The organism is Emticicia sp. C21, from assembly GCF_003418935.1.
In the GTDB taxonomy this organism is placed as follows: Bacteria; Bacteroidota; Bacteroidia; order Cytophagales; family Spirosomataceae; genus Emticicia.
In genome coordinates this window covers 32,376-54,896 of sequence record NZ_QVMT01000020.1, presented here as the reverse complement: position 1 = coordinate 54,896, position 22,521 = coordinate 32,376, and the positions used below count along the sequence as shown (strand labels likewise).

Annotated in this window: 24 protein-coding genes; 16 read left to right on the top strand and 8 right to left on the bottom strand. The window is 35.9% G+C overall.

Annotated features, from left to right (window positions below; translation table 11 throughout):
• Nucleotides 1–25: 25 nt before the first annotated feature.
• From D0T08_RS27850 to D0T08_RS26215, 7 genes are all read left to right on the top strand, one after another.
• Nucleotides 26–397 carry a GIY-YIG nuclease family protein gene (locus D0T08_RS27850; RefSeq protein ID WP_199538231.1) on the top strand — a complete coding sequence of 124 codons (372 nt, stop codon included), beginning with the start codon at nt 26–28 and terminating at the stop codon, nt 395–397.
• The gene (locus D0T08_RS27845; RefSeq protein WP_199538230.1) at nt 381–953 is read left to right on the top strand and encodes a DUF4357 domain-containing protein; all 573 of its coding nucleotides are present in this window, start codon (nt 381–383) and stop codon (nt 951–953) included. The genes D0T08_RS27850 and D0T08_RS27845 overlap by 17 nt, the downstream gene beginning before the upstream one ends.
• A 47-nt stretch (nt 954–1,000) precedes the next feature.
• Nucleotides 1,001–1,564 carry a Crp/Fnr family transcriptional regulator gene (locus tag D0T08_RS26235; RefSeq protein WP_116985729.1) on the top strand — a complete coding sequence of 188 codons (564 nt, stop codon included), beginning with the start codon at nt 1,001–1,003 and terminating at the stop codon, nt 1,562–1,564.
• A 133-nt stretch (nt 1,565–1,697) separates the two neighbouring features.
• Nucleotides 1,698–2,024: a multidrug efflux SMR transporter gene (locus D0T08_RS26230; protein ID WP_116985742.1), complete on the top strand. Its 327-nt coding sequence runs from the start codon at nt 1,698–1,700 to the stop codon at nt 2,022–2,024.
• Between the two features lie 32 nt (nt 2,025–2,056).
• Nucleotides 2,057–2,464 carry a VOC family protein gene (locus D0T08_RS26225; protein WP_116985728.1) on the top strand — a complete coding sequence of 136 codons (408 nt, stop codon included), beginning with the start codon at nt 2,057–2,059 and terminating at the stop codon, nt 2,462–2,464.
• A 48-nt stretch (nt 2,465–2,512) separates the two neighbouring features.
• Nucleotides 2,513–2,980 (top strand): DUF5063 domain-containing protein, encoded by a 468-nt coding sequence (locus D0T08_RS26220; RefSeq protein WP_116985727.1) that lies wholly within the window; start codon nt 2,513–2,515, stop codon nt 2,978–2,980.
• A gap of 18 nt (nt 2,981–2,998) precedes the next feature.
• Complete coding sequence (locus D0T08_RS26215; protein WP_199538229.1) at nt 2,999–3,778, top strand: leucine-rich repeat domain-containing protein; 780 nt, start codon at nt 2,999–3,001, stop codon at nt 3,776–3,778.
• A gap of 5 nt (nt 3,779–3,783) precedes the next feature.
• Here D0T08_RS26215 and D0T08_RS26210 read toward each other — a convergent pair whose 3' ends face one another.
• On the bottom strand, nt 3,784–4,500 hold the full coding sequence (locus tag D0T08_RS26210) for an alpha/beta hydrolase-fold protein (protein ID WP_116985726.1): 717 nt from the start codon (nt 4,498–4,500) through the stop codon (nt 3,784–3,786).
• A gap of 311 nt (nt 4,501–4,811) precedes the next feature.
• On the opposite strand from D0T08_RS26210, the gene D0T08_RS26205 reads away from it, so the two are divergent.
• Nucleotides 4,812–7,655, top strand: coding sequence for a TonB-dependent receptor (locus D0T08_RS26205; RefSeq protein ID WP_116985725.1), 2,844 nt, complete (start codon nt 4,812–4,814; stop codon nt 7,653–7,655).
• Between the two features lie 84 nt (nt 7,656–7,739).
• On the opposite strand, the gene D0T08_RS26200 is transcribed toward D0T08_RS26205, so the two are convergent.
• Both D0T08_RS26200 and D0T08_RS26195 read right to left on the bottom strand, forming a co-directional pair.
• Nucleotides 7,740–8,195 carry a hypothetical protein gene (locus D0T08_RS26200; RefSeq protein ID WP_116985724.1) on the bottom strand — a complete coding sequence of 152 codons (456 nt, stop codon included), beginning with the start codon at nt 8,193–8,195 and terminating at the stop codon, nt 7,740–7,742.
• The gene (locus tag D0T08_RS26195; RefSeq protein WP_116985723.1) at nt 8,188–9,168 is read right to left on the bottom strand and encodes a glycosyltransferase; all 981 of its coding nucleotides are present in this window, start codon (nt 9,166–9,168) and stop codon (nt 8,188–8,190) included. The genes D0T08_RS26200 and D0T08_RS26195 overlap by 8 nt, the downstream gene beginning before the upstream one ends.
• A gap of 416 nt (nt 9,169–9,584) precedes the next feature.
• Here D0T08_RS26195 and D0T08_RS26190 point away from each other — a divergent pair, with 416 nt between their 5' ends.
• Genes D0T08_RS26190 through D0T08_RS26175 form a run of 4 tightly spaced genes read left to right on the top strand, consistent with a single transcriptional unit; the run spans nt 9,585 to nt 13,368 of the window.
• Complete coding sequence (locus D0T08_RS26190) at nt 9,585–10,754, top strand: SGNH/GDSL hydrolase family protein (protein ID WP_116985722.1); 1,170 nt, start codon at nt 9,585–9,587, stop codon at nt 10,752–10,754.
• Nucleotides 10,755–10,769: 15 nt separating this feature from the next.
• Nucleotides 10,770–11,633, top strand: coding sequence for a chromate resistance protein ChrB domain-containing protein (locus D0T08_RS26185; RefSeq protein WP_116985721.1), 864 nt, complete (start codon nt 10,770–10,772; stop codon nt 11,631–11,633).
• Nucleotides 11,634–11,672: 39 nt separating this feature from the next.
• On the top strand, nt 11,673–12,209 hold the full coding sequence (locus D0T08_RS26180) for a hypothetical protein (RefSeq protein ID WP_229239062.1): 537 nt from the start codon (nt 11,673–11,675) through the stop codon (nt 12,207–12,209).
• 4 nt (nt 12,210–12,213) lie between these two features.
• Nucleotides 12,214–13,368, top strand: coding sequence for a chromate transporter (locus D0T08_RS26175; RefSeq protein ID WP_116985720.1), 1,155 nt, complete (start codon nt 12,214–12,216; stop codon nt 13,366–13,368).
• 77 nt (nt 13,369–13,445) lie between these two features.
• Here D0T08_RS26175 and D0T08_RS26170 read toward each other — a convergent pair whose 3' ends face one another.
• Together D0T08_RS26170 and D0T08_RS26165 are read right to left on the bottom strand one after the other, a co-directional pair.
• Nucleotides 13,446–13,814 carry a hypothetical protein gene (locus tag D0T08_RS26170; RefSeq protein ID WP_147322847.1) on the bottom strand — a complete coding sequence of 123 codons (369 nt, stop codon included), beginning with the start codon at nt 13,812–13,814 and terminating at the stop codon, nt 13,446–13,448.
• 261 nt (nt 13,815–14,075) lie between these two features.
• A complete protein-coding gene (locus D0T08_RS26165; protein WP_116985718.1) occupies nt 14,076–14,618 on the bottom strand; it encodes a winged helix-turn-helix domain-containing protein in 543 nt (180 codons plus the stop codon).
• Nucleotides 14,619–14,704: 86 nt separating this feature from the next.
• On the opposite strand from D0T08_RS26165, the gene D0T08_RS26160 reads away from it, so the two are divergent.
• The 4 genes from D0T08_RS26160 to D0T08_RS26145 all read left to right on the top strand — a co-directional run bounded on the left by D0T08_RS26160 (nt 14,705) and on the right by D0T08_RS26145 (nt 19,957).
• Nucleotides 14,705–16,231 (top strand): serine hydrolase, encoded by a 1,527-nt coding sequence (locus D0T08_RS26160; protein WP_116985717.1) that lies wholly within the window; start codon nt 14,705–14,707, stop codon nt 16,229–16,231.
• A gap of 89 nt (nt 16,232–16,320) precedes the next feature.
• Nucleotides 16,321–17,688 carry an FGGY-family carbohydrate kinase gene (locus tag D0T08_RS26155; RefSeq protein WP_116985716.1) on the top strand — a complete coding sequence of 456 codons (1,368 nt, stop codon included), beginning with the start codon at nt 16,321–16,323 and terminating at the stop codon, nt 17,686–17,688.
• A 30-nt stretch (nt 17,689–17,718) separates the two neighbouring features.
• On the top strand, nt 17,719–18,735 hold the full coding sequence (locus tag D0T08_RS26150) for a zinc-binding alcohol dehydrogenase family protein (RefSeq protein WP_116985715.1): 1,017 nt from the start codon (nt 17,719–17,721) through the stop codon (nt 18,733–18,735).
• A gap of 130 nt (nt 18,736–18,865) precedes the next feature.
• A complete protein-coding gene (locus D0T08_RS26145; protein ID WP_116985714.1) occupies nt 18,866–19,957 on the top strand; it encodes an acyl-CoA desaturase in 1,092 nt (363 codons plus the stop codon).
• Between the two features lie 112 nt (nt 19,958–20,069).
• On the opposite strand, the gene D0T08_RS26140 is transcribed toward D0T08_RS26145, so the two are convergent.
• The 3 genes from D0T08_RS26140 to D0T08_RS26130 form a co-directional block, all read right to left on the bottom strand.
• Nucleotides 20,070–20,744 (bottom strand): response regulator transcription factor, encoded by a 675-nt coding sequence (locus D0T08_RS26140; protein ID WP_116985713.1) that lies wholly within the window; start codon nt 20,742–20,744, stop codon nt 20,070–20,072.
• Between the two features lie 198 nt (nt 20,745–20,942).
• A complete protein-coding gene (locus D0T08_RS26135) occupies nt 20,943–21,746 on the bottom strand; it encodes a sensor histidine kinase (protein ID WP_116985712.1) in 804 nt (267 codons plus the stop codon).
• Nucleotides 21,725–22,372 carry a hypothetical protein gene (locus D0T08_RS26130; RefSeq protein ID WP_116985711.1) on the bottom strand — a complete coding sequence of 216 codons (648 nt, stop codon included), beginning with the start codon at nt 22,370–22,372 and terminating at the stop codon, nt 21,725–21,727. Before D0T08_RS26130 ends, D0T08_RS26135 begins: the two co-directional genes overlap by 22 nt.
• Nucleotides 22,373–22,521 lie beyond the last annotated feature (149 nt).

Sequence of the window (22,521 nt, the reverse complement as noted above, 5' to 3'; positions counted from 1 at the left end):
TATGATAAATTTTATTTAAAAATTTATGGGATTAGGTAGAAGTATTAGAATTTATCTAAAGGATGGGAATGTTTCGGGCATTAAGTTGGCAGAAGTAGTAAATCATACTATACAAGCGATTTCTTGTCCTCGCAATAAACTATCTGAATTAAATAAAGACTTTACCAAAGAAGCAAATAGACCAGGAGTTTATTTTCTTTTAGGGGATGATGGAACAATTAAATCAAAGGTATATATTGGAGAAGCCGAAAATGTTTGGGAGAGATTAAAAAATCATGATACACTTAAAGATTTTTGGAATGAAGTAGTTTTGTTTACAAGTAAAGATGAGAATTTAACTAAGGCTCATGTTAAGTATTTAGAAAGTAAACTTCTGGGAATTGCGAATTGCAGATAGATATAAACTTGAAAATAGTAACGCTCCAGTTTTAAACTCTTTACCACTGCCAGATAGAGATGCAATGGAAGACTTTGTTATTTATATTAAACTTTTAAATGGTACTTTAGGGCACAAATTTTTAGAAGACCCTATTCCTAAGTCTGATTTTAAAGATATAAACAACCTTCCACAAGTTAGCGGTTTTTCAACTGTTACTGAAAATCTTAAACTTGAATTAAAGATTAAAGAAATATATGCTAAAGCTATACAAACTGATGAAGGTATTGTTGTTTTGAAAAGTTCAGAAGTTTCAATTAGCGAGTCAAAAAACTACAATTATTCAGCTTTAAGAGAAAAGTTGATTTCTGAAAAAGTGATTATCTCTAATCAACTTAATAAATTGTATTTTGTTGAGGACTATTTATTCAAAAGTGCTTCCGCGGCAGCAGCGGTGATTATGGGATATTCAATAAATGGAAGAGATGCTTGGAAAGATAAAAATGGTAAATCATTAAATGAAATAGAGCGATTAAAAGTGGAATCTGCTTCATTAATAAATTCAGAAATCGGTTAGTTTCCTCAAAGATTATTATTGAAAATGTTTGATAAAGTAAACTATCCATGGAAATTCAACACATTCTCAACCATATATACCACTTCCCTGATAGTTCTCTTGTAAAGCTGGTAAACTGCATCAATGAAGTAAGATTCCCAAGAAAACATGTTTTACTGAAAGCAGATACTACTGAGAGAAGGATATATTTCATCAAAAAAGGTATTGTAAGAGCCTACGCTTATCAGAACGACAACGAAATAACATTCTGGTTTGGCAAAGAAGGTGAAACCATTATTTCGATGAAAAGCTATGTGATGAATCAACCCGGTTATGAAAACGTTGAACTATTAGAAGCCTGTGAGCTTTACGAACTACAAACTGATGCGTTACAGGAACTCTTCATTCAGGATATTCATATTGCCAATTGGGGTAGGAAATTTGCGGAACAGGAGTTAATCAAAACAGAAGAGCGATTAATTGCCAGACAATTCAGCACCGCTGCCGAACGCTACACGGCTTTGCTAAAAAATCATCCTGACTTATTGCAAAGAGTAGCATTAGGTTACATCTCCTCTTATCTGGGCATTACTCAGGTAAGCTTAAGCCGCATCAGAGCAGAAATTAAATAACAAATTCCATAACTAGCTGTCCGCTTTTTAACATTTGTAAAAGGATTCATACTTCATTATCCAGACCTTTGTGACAAAAATAAAACAAATGACGATTCCCTTGCGACGGATCAATAAATCGTTGAAAATGGATATGAATTGGATAATTTTAATTATTGCAGGGTTATTTGAAGTAGCGTTTGCCGCATGTTTAGGCAAAGCAAGATCAAGCACAGGCAACGAAGCTTATTGGTGGTATGCAGGTTTTGTCGTATCTTTAATAAGCAGTATGTTACTGTTAATGAAAGCTCTGGAAAAACTACCCATTGGGACGGCCTACACAGTCTGGACAGGTATAGGAGCCATCGGGACAGTATTAATCGGCATCTTTGTATTCAAAGAACCCACCAGTTTCTGGAGAATTTTCTTTTTATTAACTTTAGTGGGTTCAATTGTTGGGTTGAAAGCTATTTCGCATTAAGTATTAATATTATATTTAAAAGAAAAACTATTATGCAAAAGACCATCACTTTTCTGATGTTCGTAGGCGAACAATTCTGCAAAGCCGAAGAAGCCATCAAATTTTATATCTCTTTGTTCAAAGACTCAGGCATTCAACACATAGATTATTTCAAAGCCAATGAACAGGGAGGAAAAGCAGGAGCAGTTAAACTTGCTACTTTTACGTTATCCGGACAAACCTATATGGCTATTGATAGCGGCTTTGACCATAAATTTGCTTTCACTCCTGCCATATCTATCTATGTCAATTGCGAATCAGAAGAAGAATTGGAGTCTCTTTATAAAAGCCTTTCAGACGGAGGAGGTATATTAATGCCTTTAGGTGATTACGGATTCAGTAAGAAGTTTGGTTGGGTGGCTGATAGATATGGGGTTAACTGGCAGTTGAATTGGGTTTGATATTTAAGGGAATAGTTTATAACGTTGCATTAATCAAATATTAAAATTGTGACTGAATTAAGAGAAATACTTGTCTCCGCTATTGATGAAATAACTCAATTTGGCCTTCAACCAAATTTAAATGTTCCTAACAAAGAGTTAGTATTAGAAAAACATCTAGTAACTATCTATAAGTTACATTTTGAAGTTGAATATGAAGATGACCATCATAATTATCCCAAATTTGATAAGACTAAGCTTCCTGACATTCTCGGCAATATTAAAAACAATTTCCCTAGCTTCGGTTTCTATAAATCAGTATTAGATATTAACAACATGACCAATTTTACGGATATAGGATTAGAAGATGCTATTGATGATTTGAACGATATTATTCTTGAATTACTGGAAGTAAAATGGCGAATAGAGAACAATAGTCTGAATGATGGGCTTTATTTTTTCAAATTTATTTTCAAGGCCCATATTAACCAGCATTTGCTGAATTTATTAAATTTTATGAAGCAACAGGAGGATTGATATAAAGCTTTGCTAAAAATGAATAATAGAATTATAAGGATTGATAATGATGTACAAGACCGAAATTCAGTAGCCTGGAAAAAGCTATGTGAGTATATTGATAAAATTGCAGAAGAAGAGAGCGATGAGTTTTCACCAGCAGAAGCTTTGGGAAAGGATTCATTTGCACAAATTTATACTTTACCTGAAAGTATTGCAAAACTTAAGAAGGTCAAGAAAGTATGGCTTTATGGAAGTAATCTTAAACGTATTCCACCAGAAATAGGAGAAATGGAATCGTTGGAATACTTTGACCCATATACCTCATATAATCTATTTTGGTTTCCTTATGAAATAACAAATTGTAAGAGACTCAAGGATAGCAGAGTAAGTACAAGGGTACTTTATGGTAATTATAAAAATAGAAAGGGTTTTCCAAGCCTATCGCATAATCCCATTCGTTATTCCGGAGATAGTCTTAAATGCAGTGTTTGCAAAAGAGAGATTACTTATAAAGAAACTAATCAACTCTGGATTTCTTTATGGATAGGTACAGACGTATTACCACTTCTGGCAAATCTATGTTCAATTGAGTGCGAAATGAAATTACCTCAACCCCCTAATGAGTATGTACCTTACGCACACAAAGGCGGTGCTGATTTAAAACAACCACCTGATGAAAATGAATTTTTAAAGAAAGCTATCGAGAGTGGCGGACCAAAATATATTCATGGAGAAATAATAAAAATTGATGAAACTAGTATTAAAACTCAGGAACTGACATTGCTGAAACTTGTCAGAAAGATATGGGATAAGTAATCTACTCATCTCTTCCACTTCAACATCCACTCATAAATCTCATTCCCCTCATACAAATACTGTATACTATGCCCTTCTTTTTCAAGACGGGTAAACTTTATATTGCCTTTACATGCTTCCAGAGCTTTCACAACTCTTTCCGTCTCACTTATAGGAATGACATTATCTGCCGTGCCGTGGAAAGTCCAGATAGGTATATTTTTCAAGGTGCTACATAGCCTGGTTATATCACTATCATTCACGCCTCCACATAAAGGCACTATAGCCGCTAATTTATCTGCATGTTCTATTCCTACAATGAAAGCACCGTAACCGCCTAAACTGATGCCTGTCAGATAAACGCGGTCTGGGTCTATTCTATATTTGGTTTTCAATTCGGTGTACAAAGAGTCAAACCAGTTTTCTGTGCTCCAGTATTTACCATCCGGGCATTGCGGTGAGGCCACGATAAAATTGAACTCTTTGCCTTTGTCAATTACATAAGGTAGTCCGTATCCTTTCAGTTTGTTTAAATCATTTCCTCTATGTGAGCTACCGTGTAAATATATAATTACAGGGTATGGCATAGTTTTTTTGTCGTAGTCCTTTGGTAAGTGCAACAAATAATTATATCTGACCCTTGGGTTATTTGAAGTTTGTGCATAAGTGTAACTGTGGCAGATGAGCGATAGCAGTAAATAAATTGTAAAGAAACGGTTAATATAATGATTTTGTAAATTCATAGAAATTTATCTGAAGTGATTGATTATCAATGATTTGGTTGGGTATGTGTGTTGGTAAATTAGTGACCTGATTTTATAGTAATAATCCTGCAATTTTACGAATATTAAATTAGTGTTTTAACAATAAGCATAACATAATTTTAAGGCATTTCGAAGAAAAATATTAGATTAATACAATAAAAAGTGTGTAGATAATCGACCGTTTTTATATATTTTATCTACACAACACGTATATTGGTCGCCTTATATGTAGGCGCGGCTAAACTTTAAATAGCTTTATTATTCTAAGAGATGTTAACTAATTACTAACAATGAAGAAGCATCTATTTATATTATCGCTCACACTTTTAGTTTCTGCTAAAGTTTTTGCTCAAGGAGTAGAAGTGACAGGAACAGTACAGGAAGCAAAAACCAAAATAGCAGTGGTTGGCGCCAGTGTATTACTTATTAATCAACAAGACAGCACACAACGAAAAGGCGTCCAGGCTGATACCGTGGGATTTTTTAGATTTACCGGTGTACAACCCGGAAACTATCGCTTACGTGTTACCTCCATCGGTTACGATGACCTCGAAACTAAAGTTACAGTAGGGACGACTGCCAAAAGCTTAGGTACTATTATAATGGGTGAAAATGCCCGCCAGTTAAGTGAGGTGGTAGTACGCGAAAAACAAATTCGTGTAGAGCAAAAAGGCGATACTGTGCAGTATAATGCCAGTGCCTATAAAACCAATCCAGATGCTTCAGCAGAAGACCTTGTGAAGAAAATGCCTGGTGTGACCATTGAAAACGGGGTGGTAAAAGCACAAGGTGAAGATGTAAAAAAAGTAACAGTTGATGGACAGGAATTCTTTGGCGACGATGCTACTCTTGCCCTGAAAAATCTACCAGCTGAAATCATTGATAAAGTTCAGGTATTCGACCGACTCAGCGATCAGGCTCAATTCACAGGATTTGATGATGGGAATTCAGTCAAAACTATCAATATTACAACCGTTCAAGGTAAAAATAACGGACAGTTTGGTAAAGTATATGCCGGATACGGTGAAAATGATCGCTATCAGTCAGGCGTAAGTATGAACTTCTTTAAGAAAGATCAACGTCTGACTGTTATTGGTTTATCAAACAATATTAATCAGCAAAACTTCTCGAACGATGATATTTTAGGTGTATTAGGGTCGTCTGGTGGTGGCGGTGGATTTGGCGGAGGTGGATTCAGTGGTGGCGGCGGTGGTCGACCGGGTGGTGGAGGAGGTGGCGGAGGCCGTCCTGGAGGATTTGGTGGCGGCGGTGGAGGGTCAAGTGCCAGAGATTTTATGGTAGGCCAGCAACCTGGTATTGCACGTACTACTTCTATAGGTTTAAACTACAGCGATAATTTGGGTAAAAAAGTAAAATTGAATACCAGTTATTTCTTCAATTCGGCTGCTAACGGCAATGTGAGTACCTCGCATCGTGAGTATTTAGGAACTGTCCCTCAAACGTATGACGCCTTAAGTACATCGAATAACGATAATATGAACCACCGGGTAAATATGCGTCTGGAATACAATATTAATAAAGATAACTCTATCATATTTACTCCACGTATCAGCTGGCAGGATAACAATGCTTTATCAACGCTAAATGCTCAGACAATATTAAATGGAGCATTACAGAATACTACCGAAACCTCAAGAAATTCGAATAATAAAGGCTTCAATTTATCAGGTGAATTGCTTTACAGACATAGATTTGCCAAAGAGGGGCGTACATTCTCTCTTAGTTTACAAGATAATATGAACGACCGTGATGGTGTAAGCAATCAGTATTCAACCAGCCGTTATTTTTCACCTACTGATACCACGCAGATTATCAATCAGCAAACCAAATCATTGACAAATAGCAATCGTATTTCGGCAATGGCAACTTATACCGAGCCGCTAAGCAAAACATCTCAATTGCAATTTGACCATAATATCTCTTATACTTTGAGTTCCTCAGATAGAAGAGTGAATGCTTTTGATGAAAAAACAGAAACCTACTCACTGTTGAATCAATCGTTAAGCAGTGTATTTGATAACGATTATCTGACCAACCGTACGGGAGTGAGTTATCGTCTCCGTAATCAACAAGCTTTCTTTGTTATCGGTGCAGCTTATCAGAATGCAGTATTAGCAAGTGAGCAAACTTATCCGCTTACTCAGAATGTGAAGTACTCTTTTAATAGCGTATTACCCAATGCGATGTTCAACTATCGTTTCCAGAACAAAGCTAATCTGCGTGTATTCTATCGTACTAATACCAATGCACCATCAGTTAATCAATTGCAGGATGTTATCGACAACAGCAACCCAACGCAGTTATCAACCGGTAACCCTGATCTGAAACAGGATTATACACATAATATCTCGATACGTTTCGGTTCAACACAGTCTAAAACAGCACAGAGCATTAACTTATTTGGTAACTTTAGTTATTCAAACAATGCCATTGTCCAATCGACATTCATTGCTGACCAGGATTATGAATTGGCTAACGGGATTATCCTTTTCAAAGGCTCTCAATTAACCAAGCCTGTCAACATGGATGGCATGCTGAGTGCCCGTACATTCGTAAGTTACGGGCTGCCTGTAACGGCAATCAAATCGAATGTGAACTTTAATGCAGGGTTCTCATATGCTAAAAATCCCAACCTTATTAACAATGCCAGAAGTTTCACCAATAACTACGGTATCAATGGTGGGGTAGTGGTAAGTAGTAGTGCTAGCGAAAAACTGGATTTCACTGTTTCATTTTCACCGAGTTATAATATTGTTCGCAATAGCTTACAGACAAACCTGAACAGTAATTTCTTTTCTCAAAGCAGTAATGCAAAAGTGAACTGGTTGTTTGGTAAAGGATTTGTATTTCAGACAGAGGTTGTCAACCAATCATACTCTGGTTTGGGTGCCGGATATAACAGAAGCTTTACACTTTGGAATGCAGGTTTAGGATATAAATTCCTGAAAAAGCAAGCAGGAGAATTGCGTTTCAATGTATTTGATATTCTGAAACAAAATAATAGTATCAGTCGTAATGTATCAACAGCTTATATTGAAGACGTGAAAAATATGGTTTTGGGTCGGTACTATATGCTGACATTCACTTACAGTCTACGTAGTTTCAGATTGTAGTCACTTTAGAGTGTAATATAACAACGCCCTGTCAAATGACAGGGCGTTGTTATAATTAGACTGAAATGATGTTTTAAAAATGCTTTAGATTCCCCTTTTTGCATCCTCATCTGAAAATAAATATTCTATACCACCACAATTTTTATTCAGTTTGCCATTTTTGAATCCAGTGTAAGCCTTAGGATTGAAGAAACTGCGTGTTTCAGGTTTGCAGGTAGTGTCTGGTCCATATGCTTCACACTTTTTTATCTCTATTACTCTTTTCCCATTAGTCAGATTTACGAAAATAGAATCAGCAGTTTGTGGAAAAAATCTTAATGGATTTTCCTCAGTCCAGAAATCAAATTCTACCGATTCATTGCGTTTAAGTTTCACTATTTTACCAGTTTTTGTGCTTCGATAATACCAGCCAAATTCGATTTCATCACTTGAATCGTTAGTAAAGACTGAAGCGTATCTGCAAGTCTTAGGCCCCACACAAGAACCGCAAATCAGAAAACTGATTATTACGGTTAATGATTGTATTATTTTTTTACTCATACAATGGCAAAAACTTAGGAGGCATTTCTTTTAATTTAGGCGGAGTTTGGTTGATAGGTTGATTGTTTAACACCATTTCATAATATTTCAGATATTGGTCGGTAGTCTGCTTCATTGTGAAATTGTCAGCCACATATTCCGAGCATTTTTTATTACTGAATTGCCCGATGTCTTTTATTTGTGCTATTAATTCCGATTTTTTGTCTGATAGAAATCCAACTTCTCTTGTAATCAATTCGGGTAACGAGCCATAAGGAGTACCAAAAACCGGACTACCCAAATACAAGCTCTCTATAATGGCTATTCCAAATGGTTCATGCCACAATACTGGAAATAATAGTCCTTTTGACGTACGAAGCAATTGATTTTTCTCCTCCCCCCCAATCATTCCATAGAAACTGATGCTTGGGTAAGGAGTAAACCTGAATCCCATCTTAATATTAAGTCTGGTTCCTCCAAGAACCGCCAGTTTATTGTTCGTTCTTCTGGCTATCTCAATAGCACCTTTTACATTTTTTACGCGCCAGGCAGCCTTGGCCAGAAAATGTAAATGAGTTCTTTTTTGAGTAAGCAAAGGCTTGCCATATTCTTCAAGCTTCAAGCCATTATACACATAGGCCTCTGACTGATAACGGGCAGCATGGTCTTTAGAAACAAATACAGTGTTTATATCAAATTCTTCGAAATCTGTCCTGTTACCCTGATTCATCACGATATAGGGCTTAGATATAGGCTCTTTAGGCTTTTCGTTCAGATGTAAGATATCTATATCATCAGGAATCTGTTTTTCGAGAGGAGTGTCAGGATTATAAGTAATCACTCTGGCAAAATCGCTTTGAGTGCCTTCGGGCGTAAGAAAAGTAATCTTATGGCCCCTTTTTGTTAAATCTTCGCCTAACCACCACAAAATACGTTCAATACCACCATATTTAGTCACAGGCAATGCAGTATTACTTGAAATAAGAATATTCATTCAATGAAAGTTTTGGATTTTTTGCAAAGGTAAGGGTTCTATAACTAAGAACGAAAAAAACAAATCAACTATACGTTAATAATAAGCTTAAGTTGAATACATGAAAAACGCTAATTAATACCATATTATATGGCGTTTTCTTCTATTCAGTTAAACCCGATTATTTATATTCTTCTTTCTTAAACTCGTGCAAGAGTGTTATAATAAAGGGAAATATTGCGACTCTAAAACAAAGAAAGAATTATAAGTGGAATATCATCCTAACCATTTAATAAATTACTCCATTAAATCACTTTTCTTTCATTTTGGTAAATAATTTTTTTTGATAATATTGCAGTTAACTTTGCCGGACTAATTCCTACTAAAAATTAGCCTCGACAATTGCTGTTTGAATCATACAACAAAAATGTTAGTTTATGTCATCACCTCTACTTAAAAGATTAAGATTTATCTTAATTCAGTTGTTACTGCTTATCATTATTATTGAAATTTTTTCTTTTGTTTCCATTCGGGTGTTCCATTTCGGGTTACCTCCTAAGGTTTACACAAATCAGTTTTTGCCCTTTTTTGTAGATAATGATAAGGCTTTTGGTGCCTGGCATTATCCCAATGCTACTACAAGGCATATTGGCCCATGCTGGAATGTAGAGTATCAGTTTAATAGTTATGGAGCAAGAGATGACGAAAAACAAAAGGAATCAGATAAAAAGCGTATTTTGTTTTTAGGTGATTCATTTATTGAAGGATATGGCATTGAAAAAGATAAGCGTCTTTCGAATCTGGTGGAGAAGAATATGGATGTAGAATGCTTAAACTTCGGTACTTCCGGTTCTTTTGGTACAACGCAAATGCGATTATTATATGAAACCAAAGCTAAAGATTTTTCTCATAATGCTGTTGTTCTTTCATTTTTCCCTTTCAATGATTTTCTCGATGATAACTATGAGTTTGGTAAATCTTTCTTTTATACCCAGAATCGCTACCGCCCTTATTTAGTGAAAGACTCCACCAAGGATTATAAATTAGTTTATCATTTGGATGCTGTTGAAAAGTCACAGGCTTATCCTGACAGCGTTGTGAAAAGAACAGGGATGGATTTATTTAAAGATATTTATTATAGTAAAGCAAAGTTTGTTGATAAAGCAGGGGCATTGGCGACTAATTTTACCTATACAGGAGCCATGGCTGATTTTATTATCAACAGATTAAAGTTCAAGCAGTCAGGCACTGAAAACTCTTATAAAAGTGATGTTTTTAGTCAAAAGAATAGCCAGGCAATGGACTTGTTTTATCATAATGTTGGAAGAATTAAAAATATAGCAGGCCAGAAACCATTGATTGTATTACTGATCCCTCATCCGCTTGACTTGATGGAGTATAAGAAAACCGGCAAAAGTGTATTGCGGGACGATTTATATCAGTACTGCAAAGCTGAAAATATTCATGTGGTTGATTTATTAGAAGAGTTTGCAAAATCAGAGTCTATAGCAGAATATTTTCTGCCATGTGATGGACATTGGTCAGAAAAAGGGAATGAATTTGTGACTCAGCTATTGCAAAAGAAAATTGAGGAGATAAATTTGTAGGCAAAAACTTGCCTTATGAAATGGATAACCCGAGAGAAACCCAAAATTGACCGATTGGCTTGTCCGTGGCTTATCAGAAAATTTGTTGATACTAACGCAGAGTTTATCTACGTACCTTATAGCGAAGTATTGCAAAAGGCCGAGGAGTTGAATGCTATTCCATTTGACATTCCAGGCGTAGAGTTTACTCATTACAACGACCAATGTACTTTCGATTATATCGTTAAAAAATACCAGATAAAAGACCCAGCTATTGATATTCTGTCGGTTATTGTAAGAGGGGCCGATACTGACAGATATGATATTGCCAATGAATCAGCCGGACTAATGGCTATCTCGGCAGGGTTATCTTATAATATCCAGAATGATTATCAGCTATTAGAGCAGGGCTATATTATTTATGACGCCTTATATAGTTGGGCTACCCATTTATATAATCAAAAACACTTACAAAATAGTCCCTTTGAAAGCCTTTTATATGAAGTTTATCAGAAATTTCTGAAAGAACCTGATAAAAAGAAAGTACCAAGCTGGGTAAAAGAATTGAAAAATATCATTCAGGATCAGATTGATACCCAGTTCACTTTGGACTTAAAGAAAATATCAGATGAACTGGCGCTTAATCCATCCTATTTATCGAGAGAGTTTTCAAAATACTTCGATGACCTGAATTTTGGCGATTATGTCAGACAAAAACGAATTGAAAAAGCCATTAGCTTGATGGAAGAATCAGACTATTCGCTTACAGAAATAGCCTATCTCACCGGATTCTCGGACCAAAGTCATTTTACCCGCACATTCAAACAGATTACAGGTAAAAACCCACTATCTTTCAGAAATAATATCAGAAAAAGTAAAGCAGATACAAAAAGTAAATAGGATCCTATTTTAGGTTTTTACTCAAGGATAGTTTTGCGTATGACAAAACTCAAAACTATGCCTTTCAGAAATTATTTACTTGGTTTTTTAATCTGCCTTACAACGCTTGTTCGTGCTCAGAATCAAACGCAAATTCCTGCCCCTGTTATTTACCCAAGAGTTACGGGTTATGTTGGTTTAATACATCCCATCATTACTTTTAGCGAAAAGAATACTGTCAATTTCAAAGACAGTTATGTAGTAGGTTTTCCATTAGGAATTAATATATGGAAAACTGCGAAAGTAGGCTTCTCTTTGGAGATTGTACCTCATGTGCTTGCCGAAAAAGGTACAAGTAGAATGAGTAATCTACTGATTCATCCGGGTGTAGTTGTTGCACTTGGTAAAGGCTATACTTTTGCTGGAAGAGCTGCTTTCGAAACTTCAGGCCGTTATGGCGTTACTCCCGTATTAAACAAAGTAGTAAAGAAAAACAAGAATAGCAATTATTATGTTGCTGTTCCTCTACCGCTTCGGGTAGGTAATAACCGCCCCTTATCATTTACACTCGGTTTTCAGTTTGGATTAAGCTTTTAAAGTCATGACAACCCCATATACATTAAAGCAATTAATCTTATATTTTCTGAAATTGGGTACTACAGGTTTTGGAGGCCCTATTGCGCTGGTAGGAACTATGCATAAAGATCTGGTAGAAAAGCGTAAATGGATTTCAGAAGAAGAGTATAAACAAGGGCTTGTTTTAGCACAATTAGCTCCCGGCCCTCTGGCGGCGCAGTTAGGTATTTATTTAGGCTATGTTCATAAAGGTGTATTAGGCGCAACTTTGGCAGGCATCGCCTTTGTTTTACCCTCGTTTATTATGGTGGTTTTATTAGGTATTACCTATGAGATGTATGGTGAGCTGAAATGGATGCAGGCTGTTTTTTATGGTGTTGGCGCTGCGGTAGTTGGCATTATTCTGATGAGTACTTATAAGCTCACTATCAAATCGGTGGGGAAATTCAATGTAGAATCCATAAGAACTAATACTTTATTATGGATTTTGCTGATTATAGCAGCTATTACCACGTACCTGACCAAGCAAGAAAATATTGTTTTATTTATTGTTGCAGGATTGCTCTATATGTTTATTAAAGTACCTGTCAGTTTAAGTAAATCCTCAGGGACTAATCTGTTCTTTTTGCCCATGCCTTTCTTGAGTTTTGAATGGAGTACTCTTGGAGAAATCGCCATTTTCTTTGCCAAGGCCGGCGCTTTTATTTTTGGCAGTGGCTTAGCGATTGTACCTTTCTTACACGCCGGAATAGTGGTCGAACACCAATGGCTTACAGAACAGCAATTTTTGGATGCTGTTGCTATAGCTATGATTACGCCTGGCCCTGTGGTAATTACTGTAGCATTTATTGGCTATCTGGTAGGCGGATTCCCTGGTGCATGTATAGCCGCTTTGGCAACTTTTTTGCCTTGCTATTTATTTACGGTTATTCCTGCACCTTATTTTAAAAAGATAAGTGGTAATCGGTCGGTAAAAGCTTTTGTCGATGGTATTACAGCTACAGTTGTAGGCTCATTAATAGGAGCGGTGGTTGTAATTGCCAGTGGCAATATCGTTGATTTAATAACTGCTCTTATTGCCGTGTTTTCAGCTTTTATTATCTATCACATTAAGCAAAATGCGGAGTTGTATATTATTTTTTTTGCTTCTTTAACTGGCGTTTTGTTGAAATTATTTTGATTACAAATACAGTAAATATAACAAAAAAAGGTAGCCCGAAAGGACTACCTTTTCATATTGAACTAACTCATTCACTACTATTTCAAAACCAATTCCTCTTGTTCAATATCCTGTGCTCGCTTGGTGGCCTCTCTGTAGCCGTTTGACGTAAGCAGATTTTTTTGTTTATAGTTTCTATGCCTGTTACCTAACTCTACATCAAAAACGACTTTAGAAGGTTGCGGGGCATTAACATGTGCTTTGTAATTGCGGTGATTTTCCAACGGATTGGTTGAATAATCGTTTGAAATCGCAATCTGTGCTGGTTGAGCAGGCTGTTTCTTCTTCGCTAGAAGCAAATTTTGCTGCTTATAATTAGCCGGGGGTGAACTTTTGCTCTGGGCAAAAGCAGTGGTTGTTACTGCAAGCGCAGACAACACCACCAAGGTGTGTATTCTAAGTTTCATTTTTTTCGAATAATTGTTGTTGTACTGCTTATAAAACGCACAGCGTATTTTAAAAGTTGCAGGATTTTTATTTATTAATTTTTTTTTAAGGTCTAAGCCGTAAATCCCGTACAACGAGAGACTTATTTCTCATTATGCAGGAAATAAGTATACTATAAATGTAAAATATACTTATATGTAAAGATATTAAGTTTGAGTATTTATAACTAGAAATAAATCAATAATGACTAGGTCAGGAATAATAATCTGGTAGACGTTTAATCAATCCTTTTTATTTTCATATTTTTTTAATGTTTCGGCCTGATGAATAGAGTCTAGTCTTGACCGTGCTTCTTCATTCTTAAGAAATATTTCCTTTGAGAAATGATTTTTAACTGCCTGTGTATTTTGATAAATTAAAAATGAAACAACAATTATTCCAGCCAGAATTAAAAGTATAAAAAGCCTGTTTACTTCCCATCTTAAAGTTTTAGTTTCTTTTATTTCACTTTTTTCTTCTTCAATAGTCGCATTTAACACATAGCCTTTTTTAGGAATGGTTTTAATAAGTTCTTTTGTATTATCATCTAAATATTTTCTTAAATGAGAAATTGCCTGATTAAGTCCCTCATCTCCTCCGGGATAATTTTTCCAAACCTCGTCAATCATTTGTTCTCTTTTTACAATTTCTCCTTTGGCGTTAATTAATAATAATAGAACTGAAATCAACCGGTTTTCCAGATGATGAGTTTGACTTTTCGATTGATCAGTAATGGTATTTTTCTCAAAATCTGCTTTAAAGCGATTATTTATTAAAAAAATCATATTTCTAAAGCTTAACTAAAGGTTTTTAAATAGTTGAATAGGTTTTTAAGTTTGACTTTTGTGCTGTAAAAATAAACCATATTCACATGAAAAATTATAGAAAATTACTAATACTCTTTATGATCACTTATGCTGGCTTTAGTCAGCATGTTAAAGAAAATCAGATTAATAGTCAATATCAAAAATTGGATACACTTTTTAGGAAATTAAATAAATTGGACTTGCTCAATGGTAATGTTTTAGTGGCAGAAAACAACAGAATTGTGTATCAGAATTCGTTCGGATATAGCGATTTTTCGACACAGAAAGGAAACAATGAAAATACACTTTTCTGTCTTGCATCCATTTCAAAGGTAATTACTTCTACAGCAGTTTTGCAATTGGTTGAGAAAAGAAACATTAAATTAGAGGATGAGCTGATTAAATATCTCCCTAGATTTCCTTACCCTGATATAACCATAAGTCAATTGCTCTCACATACCTCAGGATTACCAGATTATCAGCTTTTTGAAAAACAAATTAAAGATAACCCTGAAAAAGTATTAAAAATTTCAGACCTGATGTCGGCATTAGAATTATGGCAAAAACCTTTAGGCCAAAAGCCCGGAGAGGCATGGAATTATTCGAATACTAATTATATGCTTCTGGCTTTATTAGTAGAGCAAGTAGCAAAAACTACCTTTGAAACATATGTAAGAAAAAATATTTTTGAACCCTCTAATATGAAACACACTTTTTTTGCAACAGAAACTATCAAGACAGAAAATCAAGCTATCAACCATGAATATCCATTTCTGTTTTCAATGGAAAGACAAAATGTTGATAGCCTGAAGAAATACAGATGGCGAACTTATAATGCATCAGGCTTTGTTGGACAAGGCAATATTTTATCTACAACCACCGATTTGCTTAAATTTGATAAGGCACTTTATGATGGCAAACTTTTGAGCCAGGCTTCATTAGACGAAGCCTTCACACCAACAAGGAAGCTGGATGGGACATATGTAAATGCTTTTAGCAGTCAAGGGCAAGCGTCATACGGATTGGGGTGGTTTATCTTAGATAATAAAGCAGATGGCCGAATAGTTTGGCATACTGGTGGGCAACCGGGAGCCTTGGGGATTTTCCTAAGAAATATAGATAAGCATCAAACTATAGTAATTTTTGATAATGCATTCAACAAAAATATTTATAAAAATGGCTTTGATGCGCTTAATATTTTGAATGATAAGAAAGTGGATTTTTCAAAAGTTTCATTAGTGAAACAATATGCCAGTACGATTCAACAAAGTGGAATTGATGCAGCGTTTATTCAATTAAAACAATTGCAATCCGAAACAGGTAGCTACTATTTAGATGAGGATGATATGAATGAGCTTGGTCTCCAACTATTATATGCAGCAGCATTCCAGAATCATGACCTAATGGCTTTGGAAATTTTGAAACTTAATACTATTTTCTTTCCTGATAGCTTTAATACCTATGATAGCTACGGTGAAGCTTTGGCTCACTTAGGTAAAAAGCAGGAAGCTATTACAATGTATCAGAAATCAATTGAGTTAAATCCTAAAAATGAAGGTGGAAAACAAGCTTTGGAAGAGTTATTGAAGTAGATAGTAATATTTAAAAAGAATTATGACAGTGCAGAAAGCATTAATTGAAACTGTTTCTTATTTTTGAACCGGAAACTTAAGAACACTCAATGATTGAAAAGAAAACTTCTACGCCAGTTTGTGCCGTTTTTGATATTGGTAAAACAAATAAAAAATTATTGGTTTTTGACCAGAATTATCACGTATTAAAAGAAGAACAAGTGCAGTTAGAAGAAAGCCTGGATGATGACGGCTATCCGACTGATGATTTGCTTCAACTGACAAACTGGATTAAGAATAGTTTTCAAACACTTTCTCAAAACCCGAATTTTTCAATTAAAGGTTTAAATTTCTCAGCATATGGGGCAAGTCTGGTTCATTTAAATGGAAATGGCAAGCCAGTTGCGGCTTTATATAATTACCTGAAAAATTTCCCTAAGCCTCTTCATAAAGAGTTTTTAGAAAAGTACAGCAAAGATATTTTCAGAGAAACCGCCTCGCCAGATTTGGGTATGCTCAATTCAAGCTTGCAGTTGTATTGGCTGAAAAAAGAAAAACCAACAATTTTTCATCAGATACGGCACTCTTTGCATTTGCCACAATATTGTAGTTTTTTATTCACAAATCAGGCCATATCTGAGATTACCAGTGTTGGTTGCCATACTTTACTGTGGGATTTTGAAAAAGATGATTATCATAGCTGGGTAGAAGCAGAACATCTACACTCTATTAGTCAAAAGCCGATGCTGAGCAATAATGTAATTACTGATAGTACGAAGGAATTTCCGATAGGCATAGGTATACATGATAGTTCTTCTGCTTTGGTACCTTATCTGAAATCATTCGACGAAAACTTTATCCTGCTTTCAACAGGTACCTGGGCTATTAGCCTGAATCCTTTCAGTGAGGAGCCGCTTACGGCCAACCAGCTGGCCAAGGATTGTTTATGTTATTTAAATTTTGAGGGTAAACCCGTAAAGGCTTCCAGAATATTTGCAGGAAACGAACACGAGCGACAAATCAAACACCTGGCTGATTATTTCAATGTCAAGGTGGATTACTTTAAACAAGTAAAATTTGACAGAGATTTAATTATGTTTTTGCGTAGTAAATATAAACAGGCAACCCCTGATACGGCCGATGTATTACTGGATTGTCCATTTGTAGAACGTAATATCAACCTGTTCAAATCTTATGAGGAAGCTTATCATCAGTTTATGCTAGATTTGGTGGCACAACAAATAGCTTCTTTAAGATTAGCCATAGGCCGCACAAATGTGAAGAAGATTTTTGTAGATGGGGGATTCTCTAAAAACGAAATTTATATGAATTTACTGGCAGATGCCTTTTTTAATAAACAAGTCTTTGCTTCTGAAATTGCTCAGGCATCAGCATTAGGAGCAGCATTAGTCATTCATGAGCATTGGAATAATCAACCAATTCCGGAGCAGATTATTAGTTTAAAGAGGTATTTTTAATTCAATTTACCTCAATACTTAGCCATACAAATGAAAGCATTATCCCTACAAGAAGCAGGAAAATTCGTTTACCAATCTATTGAAGAACCTACAGTTCTGGCATCTAATGAAGCGCTGGTAAAAATCCATTGCATAGGTATATGTGGTACGGATTACCATGCTTATCGCGGTCGTCAGCCGTTTTTTACTTATCCTCGTGTGTTAGGACATGAACTAGGAGTAGAAGTAATAGCCATTGGAAGCGAAGTAACTCATATAAAATCTGGAGATAAATGCTCAGTTGAGCCTTATCTGAACTGTGGTACATGTCAGTCTTGCCGGAATAGTAAAACTAATTGCTGTGAAACCTTACAAGTGCTAGGCGTGCATGCAGACGGTGGTATGACCGAGTATATGAAATTACCTGCTAATAAGTTGTATCCGTCTGCCCAATTGAGTTATGAACAACTTGCATTGGTAGAAACCTTGGGTATAGGGTGTCATGCAGTAAACAGATCGGGAATTACAGAAGCAGATAAAGTTCTGGTGGTAGGAGCAGGGCCAATTGGATTAGCTTGTTTGCAATTTGCCAAAATAAAAGGAGCAAAAGTGGTGATGCTTGATGTAAACGAATCTCGTTTAGGATTTGCAAAAAATGTGATGAAGGCCAATGCTACTGTAGTAGTTTCAGTTAAGAACCCGGAAGAGATTAAGGCGCAGTTTGATGGAGATATGCCAACCGCCATTTTTGATGCTACCGGCAACCCAAGTTCGATGATGTCTACTTTTGAGCTGGCTGCTTTTGGTGGAAAAATAATCTTTGTCGGGCTTTTTCAGGGAGACATGACATTCTTTGACCCACTTTTTCACCGCCGGGAACTGACGATATTTGCCAGCAGAAATGCATTGCCGGAAGATTTTAATTATATTATTCAATTGATGGAGGCAGGTAAAATAAATACCAATGCCTGGATAACACACCGTGTTGCTTTTGATAAAGTAGCAGATAGTTTCGAACGCCTGCTCCAATCAGGAAATGAGTTAGTTAAAGCGATAATAACTTTGTGAAACAATTTTTTTAAATAAAAAGTGCTAAAGAAGTAATAAAGTTTTCAGAAAAGCGTATTAAAATTATATTCTTCCAAGAATAAATGGTAGATTGTAAAAAAATCAGGTCCTAACCTATCGATACCCTTTAATGAAACCCTCCAAATACGCCAGAGTGAAATTCCTGAATAAGGATAAATCCCTCTTTTTCTCTGTTCTGCGCCAGAATGTAGATGCCTATTTTCATGATAACCGGATATGCAAAACAGGCGGGCAAACTATCCTGATTAAGGCAACCTGCATGCTGAGTGTTTATCTTGGTTCTTATGCTTTGATTCTGACTGGCAATTTTTCTAATTGGCAGATGTTAGCTTTAACCGTTTTAATGGGCATAGGTACTGCAGGAGTCGGAATGTCCGTCATGCATGATGCTATTCATGGTTCGTTTTCTAAACATAGCTGGATCAATAAACTATTTGGTGCCTCTTTATATCTCTTAGGGGGGAATGTATATAACTGGGAGATTCAGCATAATCGCTTGCATCATACTTACACTAATATTCACGATGTTGATGAAGATATTACTGGTAAATTTCTTTTAAGACTTTCGTGCGGAGATAAGTTGAAAGCCATCCACCGTTTTCAACATATTTATGCTTTCTTTCTTTACAGCCTGATGACCATTTCTTTTTTATGGAAAGATTTTAAAGAGATTGGCCTCTATAATCAGATGTCAAAAACGGGCTTGGTAAAGTCGTTCCCTCTAAAAGAAATAATCTATTTGATTATCGGGAAAATAGCTTATGTATTAATTATTGCCGTTTTGCCTATATATCTGCTTGATTTGAGTTTTGGACAATGGATAATCGGATTTCTAACCATGCACTGTGTGGCAGGGCTAATACTCAGCACTATTTTTCAGTTGGCACATGTGGTTGAGGGAGCCAGCCAGCCATCACCAGATGAAAAGGGGAATATCGAAAATACCTGGGCTATTCATCAATTGAATACAACTTCAAACTTTTCTAGTAGAAATTATGCCCTTTCATGGTATATCGGTGGGCTTGATTATCAGATAGAACATCATCTTTTTCCTCATATTTCTCATATTCATTACCGGGCTATCTCTTCAATTGTTAGAAGTACAGCGCTTGAATTTAATATTCCTTATAATGATAAAGCTTCATTTGCCAAAGGACTTGATTCTCACATCAGGATGTTAAAGTATTTAGGAAATAATTAAGAGAAAATAGTGTAAATCGCCGTTTCCTTATTCTAGTTACATCAAAAAGCACGATTTTAAATCGTGCTTTTTGATGTAACTCCCAAGCCCCAAGCCCTCTTCCCTGTGCTAACTACAACAGCGCAGATGGGTCGAGCAGGTTATTTTTTATCGCAAATACAACAAGCCCTGCAGTATTTCTCACACCTGTTTTTTCCAGAAGATTATTCCGATGCCCGTCAACGGTACGTGTACTGATGAATAATTTTTCAGCAATTTCCTGGGCCGTGTATTGGCGGCAAATCAAATCTAATACTTCTAATTCCCTTTGCGTGAGCGTGGACGGAATATTATCCTGAATCAGCAATCGGGGTTTTTTGCCAAGCATTCTGTTTTTCATGGCTTTGAGAAATACTTCGTTGAAATAAAATCCTTTTTCAACCACAGCTAATATGGCTTTTTCAACCTCAGAGGGTTCAACATTTTTAAAGAGATAGGCATTGATGCCTAGTTCCATCAGATGCGCTACAAAGCGCTCGTCGCTATGCACCGACAAAATAATAATCTTAATGTCGGGGAAGTCGCTATGCAGTATTTTAGTGGTTTCTACACCGTTTAGTTCCGGCATAGATAAGTCAAGTAAAACGATGTCAGGTTTTGTTTCACTGGCCTCAATTGCTTCAAGTAGGGTTCTGCCATTGTCAGCTTCAATTGTTATCTGAGTATCGTCAAGACTATTAATAATAGCAGCCATACCTTTTCGAAACAGAATCTGATCATCTGCAATAGCAACATTAATTTTTTCCATAATAATGATTAATCAATATAGATTATTGATTGATAAGTTTCAACAGAGTTCAGTCAACAGCAGAATGATTTATGGTTAGGTCGATTAGGTTGACAACGAAGATTTAGTCTCCAATGAAGCAAATGCATTACCAGGAATAGATGGCAGAAGCCTATTCTTCGAGTCAGGTTTTTTAGTAATTTATCAGGTATTAGGAAATCAATGTGTGAGTGGAATTTCAATCCTCACTTTTAATCCAGCATTTGGTTGTGTTTCAAATTTTGCTATACCATTCAGTACTTTGGTTCGGGTTTCGATATTTTTCAGGCCTAAACTCTTTTTCTTATAAGCCTGTTCAAAATCAAATCCTTTACCATTATCAGCGTAATTGATTTTTAATATTGAGTCTTCTTTTTTTATGCCGATCTCTATTAATGTAGCTCCTGAATGCTTCACGGCATTGTTGAGCAATTCCTGTAATAAGCGATAGGCTGCCAGATTGATAATATTGCCTAGGTTTGTTACTTTATTGTCAACATCTAGAATAATGTCCACATCTGATACGCTAAGAATTTTATCACACAAACCCTCAATCGCAAATGCTAATCCGGCTTCTTCTAGACCTTGAGGGAGTAAGTCGTTCGAAATACGCCTTACATTATCTATCGTGCTATCAATCAATTGTTTATATTGAGTGCTGGCTTCTTGTAACTCGGGTACTTTATTAACAGGCATCTGACCTACTATCAAGCGCATAAGACCTAAAGAGGCACCTACTTCATCGTGTAAGTCACGAGCAACGCGTATACGCTCATCTTCGATCGCCTCCAGTGTGCTATAGAATAGTTCTTGCTGATGCTTGCTCTCAGCTACCTGAACGCTTATTTTATGTTCGAGCATTCTTCGCTGATACATCACCATAAAGATGATGATACCACTGGCTAATAAAAAAAGCATAATAGTGCCTCCGATAATCATCACATACATATCAACAGAAGCACCTACTGACGAGGACTGTGCCATAAACCAATTCCGATAAAAATATACATCAAGCCTAACACACAGGCATGAATGGCCCATGATAGTAAACTTAGCTGTATGTCTTGGGTTAAGATTAAATTGCCGAGAACAAACAAAAAGAGACTACCTGCAAAGTAAAAAAGAAATCCGGCATTAATCCAAAACAAAGGCGATTTTTCTATCGAAATTATTTCAAGCGATTTAAGGGTTTTATAATAGGCTGTAATGGCATAAAATACTACAAAGAGACATTCCAATCCGCGTGGATATGCATTTTGCGCATAAACGGATTGAATAACAAATGCGTTTACAATAGCAAATAGGGTAAATAGAACAAAAATACCATAAATGATTTTTTTGTTCAGAAAGTCTCCGAGATATTCTTTGTAGAACCATGAAATTAACCCAAATTCAGCAATTGTATACACATGCAGAAAGGGTGTATTATTTTTAACAAACCTGGTTGAAATGATGGAAATTAATTGAAAACATAAAGCAAAAAGCAAATAATAAAATATAGGCTTTAGTTCTTTTTTCAAATACTTTCGTCGATAAATCGCAATTCCCAAAGGAAAAAACAAAAGGACAGTTACGTAAGTTACCAGCCATATTGTAACGGTTTTAAGCATTTCAGGTAGGTTTATTAGATAAATTTTAGCTCTACAAATATATACATTTGTAGAGCTAAATTTTAATAACAGGCAGCAAAGGTCGTTTTGAGTGCATCGAGGACAGCTTATGCATTCATCAATAAAATAACAAAGCGTAATTGCGACTG